The sequence below is a fragment of the Bacillus sp. FSL K6-2971 genome (genome assembly GCF_038006405.1).
GTDB classification, from domain to species: Bacteria; Bacillota; Bacilli; order Bacillales; family Bacillaceae; genus Bacillus; species Bacillus pumilus.
Window position 1 is genome coordinate 2,191,382 of record NZ_JBBOVD010000001.1, and the last position, 15,696, is coordinate 2,207,077.

17 protein-coding genes and 1 pseudogene are annotated in these 15,696 nt (G+C 40.0%); 6 read left to right on the forward strand and 12 right to left on the reverse strand.

Going from position 1 to position 15,696, the window contains the following annotated elements:
* Window positions 1–72: 72 nt before the first annotated feature.
* The gene (locus MHI33_RS11320) at window positions 73–1,755 is read right to left on the reverse strand and encodes a formate--tetrahydrofolate ligase (protein ID WP_265208213.1); all 1,683 of its coding nucleotides are present in this window, start codon (window positions 1,753–1,755) and stop codon (window positions 73–75) included.
* A gap of 138 nt (window positions 1,756–1,893) precedes the next feature.
* Here MHI33_RS11320 and metA point away from each other — a divergent pair, with 138 nt between their 5' ends.
* Both metA and MHI33_RS11330 read left to right on the forward strand, forming a co-directional pair.
* Window positions 1,894–2,802 (forward strand): homoserine O-acetyltransferase MetA, encoded by a 909-nt coding sequence (gene metA / locus MHI33_RS11325; protein WP_113768498.1) that lies wholly within the window; start codon window positions 1,894–1,896, stop codon window positions 2,800–2,802.
* Window positions 2,803–3,030: 228 nt separating this feature from the next.
* On the forward strand, window positions 3,031–4,182 hold the full coding sequence (locus MHI33_RS11330; protein WP_044141160.1) for a diglucosyl diacylglycerol synthase: 1,152 nt from the start codon (window positions 3,031–3,033) through the stop codon (window positions 4,180–4,182).
* Between the two features lie 34 nt (window positions 4,183–4,216).
* Here MHI33_RS11330 and MHI33_RS11335 read toward each other — a convergent pair whose 3' ends face one another.
* A complete protein-coding gene (locus MHI33_RS11335) occupies window positions 4,217–4,918 on the reverse strand; it encodes an AIM24 family protein (RefSeq protein ID WP_044141159.1) in 702 nt (233 codons plus the stop codon).
* 259 nt (window positions 4,919–5,177) lie between these two features.
* Here MHI33_RS11335 and cspD point away from each other — a divergent pair, with 259 nt between their 5' ends.
* On the forward strand, window positions 5,178–5,378 hold the full coding sequence (cspD, locus tag MHI33_RS11340) for a cold-shock protein CspD (RefSeq protein ID WP_003215784.1): 201 nt from the start codon (window positions 5,178–5,180) through the stop codon (window positions 5,376–5,378).
* A gap of 45 nt (window positions 5,379–5,423) precedes the next feature.
* Here cspD and MHI33_RS11345 read toward each other — a convergent pair whose 3' ends face one another.
* The 3 genes from MHI33_RS11345 to MHI33_RS11355 form a co-directional block, all read right to left on the reverse strand.
* The gene (locus tag MHI33_RS11345) at window positions 5,424–5,606 is read right to left on the reverse strand and encodes a hypothetical protein (protein WP_003215507.1); all 183 of its coding nucleotides are present in this window, start codon (window positions 5,604–5,606) and stop codon (window positions 5,424–5,426) included.
* A gap of 169 nt (window positions 5,607–5,775) precedes the next feature.
* Window positions 5,776–5,958, reverse strand: a complete 183-nt coding sequence (locus tag MHI33_RS11350; RefSeq protein WP_003215998.1) for a zinc-finger domain-containing protein — start codon at window positions 5,956–5,958, stop codon at window positions 5,776–5,778.
* Between the two features lies 1 nt (window position 5,959).
* Window positions 5,960–6,631 (reverse strand): ribonuclease H family protein, encoded by a 672-nt coding sequence (locus MHI33_RS11355; RefSeq protein WP_126741482.1) that lies wholly within the window; start codon window positions 6,629–6,631, stop codon window positions 5,960–5,962.
* A 94-nt stretch (window positions 6,632–6,725) separates the two neighbouring features.
* Here MHI33_RS11355 and MHI33_RS11360 point away from each other — a divergent pair, with 94 nt between their 5' ends.
* The 3 genes from MHI33_RS11360 to MHI33_RS11370 are packed head-to-tail and all read left to right on the forward strand — an operon-like array spanning window position 6,726 to window position 7,982.
* Window positions 6,726–7,415 (forward strand): queuosine precursor transporter, encoded by a 690-nt coding sequence (locus MHI33_RS11360; RefSeq protein ID WP_003215661.1) that lies wholly within the window; start codon window positions 6,726–6,728, stop codon window positions 7,413–7,415.
* A 1-nt stretch (window position 7,416) separates the two neighbouring features.
* Window positions 7,417–7,812 carry a reverse transcriptase-like protein gene (locus tag MHI33_RS11365; RefSeq protein WP_044141157.1) on the forward strand — a complete coding sequence of 132 codons (396 nt, stop codon included), beginning with the start codon at window positions 7,417–7,419 and terminating at the stop codon, window positions 7,810–7,812.
* Window positions 7,813–7,856: 44 nt separating this feature from the next.
* Window positions 7,857–7,982 (forward strand): hypothetical protein, encoded by a 126-nt coding sequence (locus MHI33_RS11370; RefSeq protein ID WP_003215584.1) that lies wholly within the window; start codon window positions 7,857–7,859, stop codon window positions 7,980–7,982.
* A gap of 138 nt (window positions 7,983–8,120) precedes the next feature.
* Here MHI33_RS11370 and MHI33_RS11375 read toward each other — a convergent pair whose 3' ends face one another.
* The 7 genes and pseudogenes from MHI33_RS11375 to MHI33_RS11405 form a co-directional block, all read right to left on the reverse strand.
* Complete coding sequence (locus MHI33_RS11375; RefSeq protein ID WP_044141154.1) at window positions 8,121–9,008, reverse strand: 5'-3' exonuclease; 888 nt, start codon at window positions 9,006–9,008, stop codon at window positions 8,121–8,123.
* A gap of 275 nt (window positions 9,009–9,283) precedes the next feature.
* The gene (locus MHI33_RS11380; RefSeq protein ID WP_106067081.1) at window positions 9,284–9,547 is read right to left on the reverse strand and encodes a YpbS family protein; all 264 of its coding nucleotides are present in this window, start codon (window positions 9,545–9,547) and stop codon (window positions 9,284–9,286) included.
* Window positions 9,548–9,588: 41 nt separating this feature from the next.
* Window positions 9,589–13,188, reverse strand: coding sequence for a dynamin family protein (locus tag MHI33_RS11385; RefSeq protein ID WP_340911276.1), 3,600 nt, complete (start codon window positions 13,186–13,188; stop codon window positions 9,589–9,591).
* Window positions 13,189–13,321: 133 nt separating this feature from the next.
* Window positions 13,322–13,429, reverse strand: coding sequence for a Fur-regulated basic protein FbpC (gene fbpC, locus MHI33_RS11390; protein WP_306172627.1), 108 nt, complete (start codon window positions 13,427–13,429; stop codon window positions 13,322–13,324).
* 64 nt (window positions 13,430–13,493) lie between these two features.
* Window positions 13,494–14,003 carry an isoprenylcysteine carboxyl methyltransferase family protein gene (locus MHI33_RS11395; protein ID WP_065098222.1) on the reverse strand — a complete coding sequence of 170 codons (510 nt, stop codon included), beginning with the start codon at window positions 14,001–14,003 and terminating at the stop codon, window positions 13,494–13,496.
* A complete protein-coding gene (locus MHI33_RS11400; RefSeq protein WP_340911279.1) occupies window positions 14,000–15,100 on the reverse strand; it encodes a type III polyketide synthase in 1,101 nt (366 codons plus the stop codon). Before MHI33_RS11400 ends, MHI33_RS11395 begins: the two co-directional genes overlap by 4 nt.
* Before the next feature lie 314 nt (window positions 15,101–15,414).
* Window positions 15,415–15,696 (reverse strand): annotated as a pseudogene (locus MHI33_RS11405) (IS5/IS1182 family transposase); the annotation flags it as partial.

Consider the following 15,696-nt stretch of genomic DNA (forward strand, 5'->3'; position numbering starts at 1 on the left):
CATAGCCTCCTAGGATTCACTTTTCCCTATCGTAACATGCTTCTTTTATAAAATCGCTTTTTATGCTTCCGGTTAAAAGAGTCCTGTCACACTGCCGTCTTCTAATAAATCCATCTCGAGCGCCGCTGGTTTTTTAGGTAATCCTGGCATTGTCAGAATGCTTCCGGTTAAAGCAACAATAAATCCTGCTCCTACAGATGGTTTTAACTCACGAATCGTAATGGTAAAACCTTTTGGTCTCCCAATTAAAGCTGGATCATCCGAAAGTGAATATTGCGTTTTTGCCATACACACCGGTAAATGCCCCCAGCCGTTTTCCTCGATGGCTACCAGCTGCTTTCTTGCTTTTGAAGTGAGTGTGACCCCGTCTGCTCCGTAAACCACTTTGGCAACCTTAGATAATTTTTCTTCGATGGAATCATGCTCTTCATACAAATAGGAAAAGCTGTTCTTCTTCTTTTCAATAAGTGTTGCGAGTTCTTCGGCAAGTGCTGTCCCGCCTTCGCCACCTTCTTCCCATACATTCACAGCTTTGACTGGATGGTCATGTGCAAGGCACCAATCTTCTATCGCTTGAATCTCTTCTTTTGTATCAGTGATAAACCTGTTTATTGCGATAATGTACGGAAGACCGAAGGCTTGCACAGTTTCAATATGCTTTTCTAAATTATGTATACCTTTTAATACGGCTTGTGCATTCTCTTCTTTGAGTTCTGCTTTCTTCATTCCGCCATGCATCTTTAATGCTCTGACAGTCGCCACAATGACAACTGCACCAGGCTTGAAATCACCAGCTCTTGTTTTAATGTGCAGGAACTTTTCCGCTCCAAGATCTGCTCCAAATCCAGCTTCTGTTACGACATAGTCGGCTAATTTCGCCGCCATTTTAGTTGCAATTAAACTATTACATCCATGCGCAATATTGGCAAAAGGACCGCCATGAACGAGGGCCGGAGTTCCTTCAATCGTTTGTACAAGATTCGGTTTGAGTGCGTCTTTTAAAAGTAACGTCAGAACACCTTCATATCCAAGTGCACCAACAGTGACTGGCTCCCCATCTTGATTATAGGCAACAACAATAGAAGAAAGACGTTTTTTCAAGTCGGTTAAGTCTTCTGCTAAACAAAGGATGGCCATCATTTCGGAGGCAACCGTGATGTCAAACCCGTCTTCTCTAGGATACCCATTTACCTGTCCACCAAGTCCGACAACGACCTGTCTTAAAGCACGATCGTTTAAATCAAGCACTCGCTTCCATACAATGCGGCGCGCGTCGATGCCAAGTTCATTTCCGTGATGGATATGGTTATCAATGAACGCAGATAAGGCATTATGAGCAGAAGTAATGGCATGAAAATCTCCTGTGAAATGAAGATTGATTTCTTCCATTGGTAGCACCTGTGAATATCCTCCACCTGCTGCACCGCCTTTTATGCCCATTGTAGGACCTAATGAAGGCTCTCGCATTGCAATGATTGCTTTTTTCCCTATTTTTTCGAAGGCTTGACCGAGCCCGACTGTGACGGTGGACTTCCCTTCACCTGCTGGCGTTGGATTGATCGATGTGACAAGGATCACATGTCCTTCTTTTTGTTCTTTTAAACGGTCAAAAATAGTCAAAGATATTTTCGCTTTTGTGAAACCATAGCATTCTAATTCTTCGTCATGTATTTGCAGCTTTGCTGCGATGTCTTGAATAGGTCTCAGCTTTGCCTTTTGGGCGATGTCAATATCTGACAAATGCTTTGTGATCATAAATAAACGGCCTCCTTTTTTTCGAGAAACAGCTTTGTTTTTGCTCTGTTTTTCATTGTAACATAATTGAAACATTGAAATATCGCCAGAAAGTTCCTATAATGAAGTGAAATTAGCTTTGATTCAGGGGGTGGCGAGTTGCCTATTAACATACCAGTTCATCTGCCGGCAAAACAAATACTAGAGAGCGAAAACATTTTCGTCATGGATGAGACAAGGGCATTCAAGCAAGATATCCGTCCTTTGAATATCGTGATCTTAAATTTAATGCCAAAAAAAATACAAACTGAAACGCAGCTGCTAAGAATGCTCGGAAATTCTCCTTTGCAAGTGTACTTTACGTTTTTGATTCCAAGTACGCATACACCGAAGAATACGTCGAGAGAGCATCTAGATGAATTTTATACGACCTTTGAATCGATTCGCCATAAGAAATTTGATGGAATGATCATCACCGGCGCACCAATTGAGCATTTAGCTTTTGAAGAAGTTTCCTATTGGAAAGAGCTGCAGGACATCTTGGACTGGAGTAAAACGAATGTGACGTCTACTCTTCACATTTGCTGGGGTGCACAGGCAGGCCTATATCACCATTATGGTATTGAGAAAATCAAGCTTGCTGAGAAAAAATTTGGTGTATTTGAGCATCTTGTGAAAGAGAAAAAAGAAAGATTAGTCAGAGGTTTCGATGAAGTATACTATGTCCCACATTCGAGGCATACAGATATTAATACAGAACAATTAAAAAACACGCCGAATTTAAAAGTATTGAGTGTCTCTGAAGAAGCGGGTGTTTGTTTAATTGTTTCAGATGATGATAAACAAGTATTTTTAACTGGACACCCTGAATATGATACGGACACATTGAAGCAGGAATATGAAAGAGATTTGTTGAAGGATGATACAGTCCAAAAACCTGTCCACTATTTTATAGAAGATGGTGACATATTAGTCCCAGTGAATCGATGGAAAGCCCATGCCACTTTACTGTTTATGAATTGGCTCAATTATTATGTTTATCAAGAAACACCATACGTTTGGGAATAAAATAGACTGTAGTCTGATGATAAATGGCCAAAATGTGTTAAAATACAAATGGCTCTGTCTTCCATTATCAATTTAGTCTTGTTGTTTTTTAAAATTAGTTTAATTCTTTCGTAACGAATGATATGCTCTCGCTGTTTATATGTTATCTTTATGTATATGTAGACCTATGAGATTAATAGTTTTCGTACGAAGTTTTGTTGTTGTTGATTACATTTGAGGTGAATATTCTTGAATACCAATAAAAAAATATTAATCTTGACCGCAAATTATGGAAATGGACATATGCAGGTGGCTAAAACACTGTATGATGAGTGCAAATCTCAAGGCTTTGAGCATGTTGTAGTTTCTAATTTGTATCAAGAATCAAATCCCATTGTGTCGGAAGTGACTCAATATTTATACTTGAAGAGCTTTTCCATTGGGAAACAATTTTATCGCTTGTTTTATTACGGTGTAGATAAAATTTACAATAAACGCAAATTTAACATTTATTTAAAAATGGGAAATAAGCGTCTTGATGAACTTATTCAATTACACAATCCGGATATCATTATTATTACATTCCCGATGATTGTTGTTCCTGAATACCGGAACAAAACAGGAAAAGTCATCCCGACATTTAATGTCATGACAGATTTCTGTCTTCATAAGATTTGGGTACATGAAAACATCGACCGGTACTATGTTGCAACCGATTATGTGAAACAAAAATTAGTGGAAATCGGCACACATCCAAGCGATGTCAAAGTGACAGGCATTCCTATTAGACCACAATTTGAAGCAGACGTGCCAAAATCGAAGATTTATAAAAAATATGGATTATCATCAAACAAAAAAGTTCTTCTGATTATGGCCGGTGCTCATGGTGTACTGAAAAATGTCAAGGAATTATGTGAAGCGTTGCTTCTAGACAGTGAAGTACAAATTGTTGTTGTATGCGGAAAGAACGCAGCGCTGAAACAATCACTAAGCGATCTTGAACAAGCACATCCAGATCAATTGAAGGCGCTTGGATATGTGGAACAAATTGATGAATTGTTCAGAGTAACAGATTGTATGATCACAAAACCAGGTGGCATTACTTTAACAGAAGCAACTGCAATCGGCGTCCCAGTCATTCTTTACAAGCCTGTCCCTGGACAAGAAAAGGAAAATGCTCATTTCTTTGAAGATTATGGTGCAGCCATCGTCATCAACAGACATGAAGACATTTTAGAATCTGTGACCAACTTGCTTCAAGATGAAGAAAAGTTAGAAACCATGAAACAAAACATGAAAAATCTTCACTCAAAGCATTCTTCTCAAACCATTTTGGAAGATATCGTTGAGCAATCAGATCTCATCACGAATAACAAAACGTATGCTCGCGCATTATCATAAAAAGGTGTCCGTCATTGACGGACACCTTTTTTCTTTATCCTTGATTTCCATTTGTTGTGTACACTTCTTCAAACGGCTGCACGACAACAAATCCGCTTCCGCTAAATTTCATTTGAATAGACTCTCCGCTTCCTCTGCCAATAAAGGTTTTGAATGAAACATCTGTTACAAATTCAGTTTTTAAATCCCCTGACCATGCAACTGTCGCATTTGGATCTGTATAGACAGAGTCACCCGGCTGAACAATCAATGTGAGCGGCTCATAATGACTCGTAATCGCAGCAAGGCCTGGTCCTTCTAATTTGACATTAAATAATCCGCCTGCAATCATCCCCGATACTTTTTTCATCAATTTGATATCCCAGCGGACTGAAGGCTCAAATGCGAGCAAATCATTCCCATTCACAAAAATGGATTCGCCTTGAGCCAAACGAAGAATTGAGATTTTTTTGCCTTGATCTGCCACATATAATTTTCCATCACCTGTTGCCTTCATGAGTGAAGTGCCTTCTCCTGACAGCATTTTTTTGAACATCTTTGAGACGCCATGTTCAAACACGCCCTCACGTTCAAATTTGATTTTGCCTCGGTACGAAACCATGGAACCTGTTTTTGCCCAAATGGTATCAGTCAAATTAATTTCTAAAAGTCTTGGTGTTTCAAGTTCGAAGACCCCTTCTCCCTTATCTTCCTGCTGCGTATTCTGAACAAATTCTTCGAGTGTATAACGATTCATGATAGCACCTCTTTCTATATTTTTTTTATATACGGACAAACTGTGCATAAAGTTTCAGAAAATGGGGACGGTTTAGCTATTATTGTTATTTGTCAAAAAAAATCAAACATTCTGCTCAAAATTTGGCTCTCCCGCTTGACGCTTTACTTTTGATGGTGTATAGTGGAACCATCATTTAACAACTGCAAAGTCGTTAGGTGATGAAAATTTTTTTTAGTATGCCAAAAGGTATGCTACAGTACTAGGAGGAAAAAGCAATATGCAAAACGGTAAAGTAAAATGGTTCAATAATGAAAAAGGTTTCGGCTTCATTGAAGTTGAAGGCGGAGACGATGTATTCGTTCACTTCACAGCTATCGAAGGTGACGGTTACAAGTCTTTAGAAGAAGGACAAGAAGTTTCTTTTGAAATCGTTGAAGGTAATCGTGGACCTCAAGCTGCAAACGTAACAAAAATCTAATCAACCAAATCAATGATGCAAAATAAAGAGAGGCTTATGCCTCTCTTATTTGATTTTCAGCTGAATTTCAATTGCTAAAATATTTTGCTTCAGTCGTTGTTCAATTTCAGAGATATCTTTTTCGAGAAAAGGTCTTCCCTTCTTTGCTACATCTACAAGTTGCTCTAGATCGCTGTACACCTCTTGAAATGTTCGATGTAATACCGTTTCGAACTCCTTATTATTCATACCAGCCTTCCCCTTTTCCTCTAATATCCGCCACTTAGTCAAAAAGTAACTCAACCAAAACTTTCTATAGTTATATCGGCTCATTTTTCGGAATATGTTCTTTTTTTACACATTCTATCCGTTTTTTTTCAAGAGCGAATGTTTGAGCAGGGAAAACCGGTGCGTCCGTTTATTTTTTGAGCAGAGTCTGACCATATTCTTTTATCTTCTCTCCAACGGTGCATTGCTGTATACAAAAGGAATGGGCGTATTTTTTGCCAAATTCTTTTCGAAAATGCTTCTTAATCAAACAATCTGAACAATACGTGTCTTGAAGATCGGTCAATTCTTGTACTGCTGTTTTTTTATCCACATTATTCAGCTCCGTCTGCTTCTAATTTCAATGTACTTTCGATTGGGACGTCTGCAAGAATCTGTCTTGCAAGCTGATCCGCTTCTGCATTTTGTTTCCGATCGATGGCTTCATAGGTTGGCGTCAGCTTCAGCTCTTTTAAAGCCGCTTCAATTTGATCAAGCCATTTGTTATGTACATCATCATAACAAGGCCACTCCCCTTTTAACTGATTCATGACAACAAGTGAATCTCCTCTAATCGTGACAGAATTTCTGCTTGCCCCCAGGTCTTTTAAAGCTTTCACTGCCTCAAATAAAGCCGCATACTCTGCTTCATTATTGGTGCTCCCTTGGAAAGACTGATTTTTTCTCAATCGATAAGCGTCTTTTCCTAGCTTATAGTAGATGACAATCCCAAGACCAGAGTCGCCTGTTTCTTTGTGAAAACTTGCATCAAAATAGACTTGAAGCTGATCCGGTTCAAGCTTTAATTCTTCATTTAGCTTTTCAAGCTCTTTTATAGACCACATAGCCCCTTTTTCATCTTCAAATGACAGAAGAGACTGGGGTTCTTTTTTGTCGATATGTTTTGCTAACCTCAAGGCCTCTTTTAGCTCCAACCAATCTTCTTGGTAAAAAGCAACGGACCCAATTGATTTCACTTTCATTGTGTAGTGTGCTCTTAATTTCATCGATCACATCGCCTTCCCGTGCTTTTAAGGTAAACATACGTTATGCTATAATCAAAAAGTTACATTTTACAATGAGAAAGGAAGTTCATGTCACTTGTTTAATGAAGGTATTTGGATCTTATTTGCGATCATTAATTTTATCATTGTTCTTCTATTTTATAAAGGATTTGGCAAGATGGGCCTTTTTGTCTGGATTGGCTTTGCGACGGTTGCCGCAAATTTACAAGTTGTCAAAACCGTTGAATTATTCGGCTTAACGGCAACACTTGGAAATATTTTATATGGCAGTGTGTTCTTTGCAACGGACGTATTGAATGAAAAATATGGACAAAATGAAGCGAGAAAAGCTGTCTGGATTGGTTTTGCCACCCTTTTAACACTAACTGTTGTCATGCAGGAAGCATTGCTTTTCCATCCCGCTCCATCTGATATCTCACAATCATCGCTGGAAACCATATTTGGCTTTATGCCAAGGGTTGCACTTGGCAGTCTCGCTGCTTATATCATCAGTCAAATGCTAGATGTTTATGTATATTCGTTTATTCGCCGGATATTTCCTTCCGATGGCGCGCTCTGGGTTCGCAATGCCGGAAGTACGATGATTAGCCAGCTTCTTGATACATTGATTTTCACGACCATTGCCTTTCTTGGCACGTATCCATTTCATGTATGGATAGAAATCTTCATCACGACATATGTCATTAAATTTATCGTCGCTGCAATTGCAACACCTTACGCGTATGCAGCGAAAAAAATGGTTCCGCTTGATGAAAGGGTGAAATGATGTGCCTGCAGAAATATACATTGACGGTGCCAGTGCAGGGAATCCAGGTCCCTCTGGCATCGGCATTTTCATCAAATATGATGGAAAGGCTGAAACCTTTTCCATTCCTCTTGAACCCATGAGCAATCACGAAGCAGAATTTTCTGCTCTGATCGAGGGGATGAAAATATGCGTAGAAAAAGGATTGCGTACCGTTTCATTTCGAACAGATTCACAAGTAGTTGACCGGGCAGCGAATGCAGGATTTGCTAAAAATCCAGCCTTTCAGCACTTTATCAAAGAGATGATCGAGCTTCAAAGCCAGTTTGATTTATTTTTTATTAAATGGATTCCGAGTAAGGAAAATCAAGTAGCAGATCAGCTCGCTAGAAAAGCGATTCACCTATCTAAAGGATGAATCGCTTTTTTTCGGTTATGCTAATGTGTGTGAGGTGATACTGATTGGATAAAGAAAATAAAGGTCGTGTCACAAATGGGACAACCCCACAAGGTGATGCGCAAACAAAAGATAAACAGCCACTATCTCAGCTGGAAAATAGAGCGAAGAAAAGCAATACAAAAAGATGAACCTGTCAGCGTGATAGAAAACCTTTGCAGTCTAGGAAGGCCGAGTACCGGAGCGGAGCGAATTGAACATTCGTGAGCACCGAAGCGCAGACCTGACACCGAATGCGAGGGTTTGTCTACACGCTAAAGAGATCGGCTTTAGCTAATCTCTATTGTACTTAAACGATTCATCATCGGTTCGATTCCTTTGATTTGATGGTGCCTCAGCATAGCAGCAGCACGTTCTTGATTAATGTTCATTTTCGTCTCATCCATTGGACAGCTGAGCGGGACATCACATTTAATCTCTGCCAATAGACGAGAAAGCTTCAAATCTTCTAATCCTGCTTGCATTTTTTTTTGCTGTGCAGCCGTTAGTTCATGGACATTTTCTAACAAACCGTCAATCGTTTTATATGTTTGAATAAATTTTAAAGCAGTTTTTTCTCCGATTCCTTTGACACCTGGATAATTATCACTTGCATCTCCCATGAGTGCTTTCATATCGATGAGTGCCTTTGGCGAGATTCCCATTTCCTCTTCAAATAAGGCTTTTGTATAATGCTTATAATTGCCAATTCCTTTTTGCATCAAGGCAACAGTCACTTGTTCATTCAAAATTTGCAGCAAATCTTTGTCACCAGTTAGGACAGTCACGCGTGCTTCTTTTTCGTAAAGCGCAGCAAGTGTACCAATACAATCGTCTGCTTCAAAGCCCTTTAAACCAATGTTCACAATTCCTAGTTCTTCTGTAGCCTCTTTTGCTAAATCGAATTGCGGAATGAGCTCGACAGGCGCCTCTCCTCGATTCGCTTTATAATCTTGAAACAATTCGTTTCGATAGGTTTGGCTTCCCATATCCCAGCAGCACACAATATGAGTTGGCTCAAATGTCTGTACAGCTGTTAATAAGTGCTTCAAATAGCCATTGACTCCATTTGTCGGCACACCGTGGTCATTTATCATAAAATTGCGATGGACAGCCGTTGCATAAAACGATCTGAACAAAAGCGCCATTCCATCTACAAGCAGTACGTGTTTATTCATTCTTATAAACTCCCTTTTTCAAAACAATACTCCTATTCTATCACAGAACGCAAAACTAGACATAAAAAAGGCGCCTTCTTCTTTTAGAAAAGAAGAGGCAGCCCATTTACTTTTGACCGTATTGCATTTTTTTCGACTCTGCTTCTGCATAGGACGGCATGTCTTTTTGTTTAGGGTCACGCTCATCCTGCTGCTTTGTCTGTTGCTTTTTTTTCATGATCATTCCCCTTTCTCGGTACATTCATTAAGATGACCAAAAAAGAGAAAGTTACTCTTTACTTCTGTTTCCGCTCTACATACTCCCTGACCATATCATTCGTCACAAGCTTACGCAGCGGAACAATACCGCCTCGTGCAAGCTCATTCATCTTCGACGTAATGGCGTTGATCTCGTCTGTTGTAAATGGCTCGTTTTGCTCACATTTGACGACAGCCGTCTCTATTGCTTGTTCTCTTTTCTGTTCAAGCTCAAGAAAGGACTGAATATGAGCATGCTGCTTTTGTGAGTGTGCTGAAATCTCTTCGTGTACGCTCGTCATTTTCTATCAACTGCTTTCTTTTTTATTTAGTCTACCATGAATCAAATGGTTTTCAACTGGTTCTTCCATTCGGTTGTTTGTTCATAAACTTGTTCAATAACCGCCTGCTCTTTGGCATCTGTCGTTAGGCTCGTGATAAATGTTTGTTTTTGTTCACTTAGCTGCTCGAGCGCTTCTGTTTCATATCTTTCCGTAAACGTCTTCACCATCATGTCGTACCTGCTCAGTAATTCTTCTTTTTCTTTATCAGCCCATTTCGTGGTTAACTGATGAAGAATATCTCGAATCGCTTCAATAAACGCAGCCTTTCCATTCTGTTCAAAGAAAACTTTCGCTGATTTTTGTTTCTTTAAGAGCGGTTCGAATGGCGTTAGTTCAGCTTCGACTTCAATTTGTTTCAGCTCAGCATTTTTCTCTTCTGGCGGCGACAAAGAGAGAGAAAAGTAATGGTCTTCTGCACATGCCGCCTGCAATCCTTTCTCCCACTCCTCTTGGAAGTATTGATGAATAAACGATTCCATCCGGATATCAAGTGCCTTTAACTCCTGTACAAATTCAAATTCATAATCCTTTAGTGCCTTCTCAAGTGCTTTTTTCAATTGCTGTCCGAAATTCCCTTGAGATATTCCAGGATAAAAGGCTGTCTTTAACAGATCATTCGCAAATAGTGATAGGCGCTGCACAATATGATAGAGCTGTTCATGTAAGTCCTTTTTCACGCTTTCTGTCACTAGCTTAGATTGTTTAATATGACTCATTTGATCAAGAATTTCTTCATAGGATGCGTTTATCTTTTTCTTTTCCTCTTGCTTCTCATCTTCTGACTGATGCAGCGTCGCATGCAGTTTGTCGACTGTTCTACATAACGTACGTGCTTCAAAATACAACAGCTCGATCGCATCTTTCGTTAATTCTTCCTCTATAAAATAGTCGAGCTGCTTTCTAAGCTTTGCGTATTGATTATAAGCTGTCTCTCCCTTTCCTTCGATCTCTTCCTTACTGGACACATGATGAAGGTTTGGGTTTCTTATGCCTTCTTTTGTGAGCTCATTTTTTACATAGTCAAAGACGGTGTCTAGCTCTGCTTGATCCTTTGCGAGATCAGCTGCATTGATAATAAAGAACATTTTATCCATGCTAAATGAATCTTTTACAAGCCCAAGCTTACGTAAAAATGACCGATCTGCCTTCGAAAAAGAGTGCTGGTAGTAAGTTAAATAAAGAAGCGCATCTGCGTCCTTCATATATTGAAAAGCGATCTCTGTATGACGCTTATTCATACTGCTAGCGCCTGGCGTATCAACAATAGTCAGCCCTTTATCTGTTAGAGGTGTACTCAAATAAACCGTCACTTCCTTCACCACACAAGAAACAGCTTCTACCGCCACATATGGCCTCAGTTCTTGAAGGGTGACATGAAGCGGCGTTTGCTTAGTAATGTGATCAAGGAAACGGATATGTGCTTGTAAAAAATGTTCTACAATGACGCGGTGATCTTGTTCAAGCTGTCTTTTTTTGAGCGTTCGTTTGAGCTTGGATGTAAACGTCTCCCCTTTTTCTTCTGAGATCGGAAATCCTAGAATCTGATTGAGCTCCTCTAATATATCCTGTTCTGTTTTGAATACCACTTTGACACTTTCATGCGGGTGATCTTCCGTCGGCCGCGTCAGCTTGTTAATGGTTGCCGTTGTTGGTGTGGGAGAGGATGGCAGCACCTTTCTCCCGACGAGGGCATTTGCAAAGGAAGATTTCCCCGAACTAAAAGCCCCAAATAAAGCGAGTGTGAATTCTTTCGCTTGCAGCCGTTTTGTTCGTTTTTCAAAGGACTTTCTTTGAGATTGGAGCGCATCTAATGGCAATAAAATCTGAGAAAGCTGTTCAAACTGGTCAATCGACTGTGCCGTCGAGACATGCTGTGACTGACGCATTTGAGGTTGATCAATCTGCTTGTTCGGTTTTTCTTGGTCGCTCTCTTCAGGATGAATGGTCGCTTGATCCTGCTTTAGCTGGTCATGCTGCATTTGTCTCTTTTTCGCATAAAACCAATCTTCTTCGATCTGTTCATCCGTTCCATTTTGCCAAATATCCCATACATGCTGAATATCTCGCTTCATTTGTTCATTTTTTCTGGTGCATTGCTCGAGCGTTTGGAGCTCTTTTGCAGACTGAACCCATTTGACTTGCTGCTCTGCTTTATCTTCCATAAGCTTGGCTTTCAGCGACTCCACCATTTGTTCAATCAGTGGCATCGCTTGCTGCTTAGCCTGTCTTCTCAAGGCTTCGCCAGCATCTTTTGCATATTGCAGTACGTATTCATTGGAGAACGTTGCTCCATGATGAATCACACTTTCAAGAAGTGATTCTTGTACAGGTGTTTCAAACGCCATCACTTGATTTAATAACTCTTCACCAAGTTGATGTTTCTTGACTTCTTTTTTTAGTAGCTCAGCAATATGCCAGTCCACTTCTGCCTTCATTCTCGCTTTGACATCTGTTAAGAAGTCAGTTGCACGTTTTTCTTTTTCCTGCTCAGTTTTATTTTTAGCAAAAAGCAGTCCCACTTTAAAGCCAGATGCTTTTGATTCAATATAGTCGCTTGCGAGTTCTCTCATTTTAAATGGCGTTAGGTTGGCATTTTTCAAAATGCTCTCGACTTCAGTAGATACTTCTTCTTCTAACTGTTTGGCTCCATTTTCAATGAAGTGATTTTTCGCTTCCAATTCATTTACTTCTTTTCTTTTTTCTTGGAGCTGTGACCCAAGCTCCTCACCTTGCAGGTCTTCTTTTAACGAGTCAATGTGTTCTTTTAAGACATGCTCAATTTTCTGCTCCGTATAAGCCCGAAGTGATGCTTTCGGCAACGTCTGTAATTCTTGCAGTTTTTTGATTAAACGAATCATTTCATTTCTTGGATGCGTCTCATCGGTTACAGATGTAAAGTATAGATGATCTTCTTCAATGCCTTCTTTAAGGAGCATGTCAACCACTTGATTTTTGTAGTCTTCAAATGCTGTCTCATGCTCATCATGCCGGTCCACTTGATTCACGATGAAATAAAGATTTGGCACTTTTTCTTTAATGGAGCGAATGAAACGAATGTTTTCTTCAGAATGAACATGGTTGTAGTGAACGACATAAAAAAGAGCATCTGCTTGATGAAGAATAGACGCAGCAGACATAAAGTGGGCATGATCCGTTGAATCAATTCCTGGCGTATCAATCAGTGCCACCTTTTCTTCAAGACCTCTATAGTCACCGCTAATTTCCACCATCTCAATCTGTTCTCCATCCTTACAGAAACGCTGTACTGCTTCTTTATCATAAGAGCCGTTCATTTTTGCAAAACGGCCATCAGAGGTGTGAAGCTGCACTTCACTTTCGCCTTTCCTCACGACGACCAAGTTTGCACTTGTAGGGATTGGGCTCGTTGGCAAAATGTGATCATGAAGCAGATGATTCACAAGTGATGACTTTCCAGCAGAATAGTGACCGGTAAATGCGATATATACTTCTTCTTCTGCTTCCTTTTTGATAATCGATGCAAGTTTGGCAGCGCGCTCATGATCATCCCTTTTGAGAAAGCTTTGATATAAAGCTCCTGTAGTTTGAACGAGCGAATCTCGAATAGACAAGTCTTTCATGACGATAAACCCCTTTGTTTTTAGAAAAGTCAGTTATGTATGTGATACCATTTTACACAAAATAAAGAGAATTTTCTTCTCATCTGAGGAAATAAAAAAAATCTGCTGCCCGATCAGTCGCAATTGACTGAAATCAGGAAGCAGATTTTTTGGACACACCTTTTAATACGAAGCCAATTAATAGGCTATATACACACACCGTACCGAGTAAGAATATCATTGTCATGTGATCACCGTCCATTCTTCATGATTGAGAATGCTTATCATTAATGAAAGTGTAGCACAATTGATAATGATTTTCAATATTAATTTAGCAAATACTGATTTAATGCTTTCTCCTCTGTTTGAATTCTTACAGTCATCATCCATGCATTTAAACATGTAAACAAAATGGCAGTCACATACGCTTCAAACAATAGCGGGATCAGCAAAAGCTCAATCGCCACGACTACATAGTTAGGGTGTTTCAACCAGCGATACGGACCTTTTTTTACAATCGTTGCGTTTGGCACGACTAAAATTTTCGTATTCCAGTACGTCCCAAGGGAGCACAATGCCCAGTACCGAATGAGCTGTGTAGCCATCAGGATAAGGAGCAGTACAAGAAAATACTGGGATGGCCCTTTATGTAAAAGCCTTATCTCAACTATAAGTGAAAGAAAAAAAGCCATATGCATAGCGACCATATAGGGATAATGACCAGCACCAAATTCTATGGCACCTATTGCTTTTACTTTCTTTTCATTTCTTTTGGCCACAAGCATTTCAATGAGCCTCTGACAAACGAAGAAACCGATGACAAGCCAAATGATCATGACAAGACCTCCTCCCACTTCATAAGCAGCAGCTCTGAGGAAAAGCCCGGACCAAGCGCACCGCAAAGGCCCATCTCCCCCGCTTCAGCTGATTGATGTTTTAGGAAATGCTTGATGACATACAAAACTGTGGCAGAGGACATATTTCCGTGTTGTTTGAGTACTTCTTTTGAAGAAAACAGCTGATCCTCTCGTAAAGATAGACTCTCAACATAGGCATCAATCACTTTTTTTCCTCCAGGATGGGCTAGAAAAACGGACAAGTCTTTAGTTGAATATCCATGCTCCTCTAAAAATTGATCCACCTGCTCTTTTAACCAGCCGGAAATCATAGACGGAATGTCGCGGGAGAAAATAACCCGAAAGCCGTCACTTGTAAAGTCCCAGCCCATCACATCCTCAGAATCTTTCATCGTGACGGATTGCGTGCTTAATACTTTAGGGACCGTTTTTAAATGGGCATATTCAAGAGCAGCTTTTTCTCCAGCTAAAAGAACCGCTGCCGTCCCGTCTCCAAACAAGGAGGTGCCAATTAAATTGCTTTTTGATTGATCTTGCGGCTGAAAAGTTAAACTGCACAGCTCACAGGCAACGACAAGTACCTTTGCTTCTGGAAATGCCCTTATGTATTCATAAGCCCGAGACAGCCCTGCCGCACCGCCCCCACACCCTAAGCCCCAGATCGGTACTCGTTTCGTATAAGGAGAAAAAGGAAGGACGTTCATGAGCTTTGCATCAAGGCTTGGGGTTGATAAGCCGGTACTTGAAATAAAAAACAATGCATCAATCTCTTCAAAAGGGACTGATTTTTTTAGAAACGCCTGCTCTTGAAGACAATGTATGATCGCTTCCTTTGCATGAGTCAATGCCTTTTCCAAATAGATATTGTTTTTCTCTTCAAAAGAGTGGTGCGTCTGATACCATTCAATGGGCTGAACAAATTGTCTGCTCTCAATTTCTCCATTTTGAAAAGCTCTCAGCAGGCGGTCAATATCTTTAAACGATCGTTTAAATTGAGACCTTGCAAATTCGGCAGCGGTTTTCTGATCCACGTGATGCTTCGGGTGACTCGTTCCAACTGAAAGAATATACGCCATCGGCTTCACCTCTTTTTTCGGTTAATATCCCCTATCGAAAAAAGGATATACATGCCAAATCGTCACAATTCAGTCAAAACATTTTCCTCCGGCTAACTTTTTGTCTTGACGACAATTGATAAATATTGGATAATATAGGTGAAAACATGATGTAGTTTTCCTCCTTCACAGGTTCGTTCCAAGCCAAGCGAACCTGCTTTTTTTATGCAAAAAAACACCTCTAAAAGAGAAGTGCAGACCGTAGACAAACCCCACCTTTACTTCAAGTAAAAGTGGGGTTTTCACATAATTATAAAGGGGTACGCTGGACATTCAGCATCTACCGTGTCTACATTTAGTTTTCCGATTTTCTCTGTCACCTGTTTTACGAGTGAATCTAACATACGAGTATCATGAACATTTCCACCTGTGACCAGTGATCCAAAAATAAATCCTTTTGAATCACAAGCTGTATGAAAGGAATAAGCAAATGACTTTTCACGTTCACCTTTTACATAGTAGCCAATCTCTGATTTAGTTGTACTGACTTTGATCTCTTTTGTTTCTTCTTTATTTTGTAAGGGTAAGAGCTTTTCTCCATGTTTTTCGCGATTGAT

Coding starts and splice junctions, on each gene's coding strand:
- MHI33_RS11335 (WP_044141159.1), bottom strand. CDS start 4,918: ATGAATCGTTATACACTCGAAGAATTTGTTCAGAATACGCAGCAGGAA.
- MHI33_RS11345 (WP_003215507.1), bottom strand. CDS start 5,606: ATGAATAATAAGGAGTTCGAAACGGTATTACATCGAACATTTCAAGAG.
- fbpC (WP_306172627.1), bottom strand. CDS start 13,429: ATGGACGGTGATCACATGACAATGATATTCTTACTCGGTACGGTGTGT.
- MHI33_RS11385 (WP_340911276.1), bottom strand. CDS start 13,188: ATGAAAGACTTGTCTATTCGAGATTCGCTCGTTCAAACTACAGGAGCT.
- MHI33_RS11400 (WP_340911279.1), bottom strand. CDS start 15,100: ATGGCGTATATTCTTTCAGTTGGAACGAGTCACCCGAAGCATCACGTG.
- cspD (WP_003215784.1), top strand. CDS start 5,178: ATGCAAAACGGTAAAGTAAAATGGTTCAATAATGAAAAAGGTTTCGGC.
- MHI33_RS11375 (WP_044141154.1), bottom strand. CDS start 9,008: ATGAATAAACACGTACTGCTTGTAGATGGAATGGCGCTTTTGTTCAGA.
- MHI33_RS11320 (WP_265208213.1), bottom strand. CDS start 1,755: ATGATCACAAAGCATTTGTCAGATATTGACATCGCCCAAAAGGCAAAG.
- MHI33_RS11395 (WP_065098222.1), bottom strand. CDS start 14,003: ATGATCATTTGGCTTGTCATCGGTTTCTTCGTTTGTCAGAGGCTCATT.
- MHI33_RS11380 (WP_106067081.1), bottom strand. CDS start 9,547: ATGACGAGCGTACACGAAGAGATTTCAGCACACTCACAAAAGCAGCAT.
- MHI33_RS11355 (WP_126741482.1), bottom strand. CDS start 6,631: ATGAAATTAAGAGCACACTACACAATGAAAGTGAAATCAATTGGGTCC.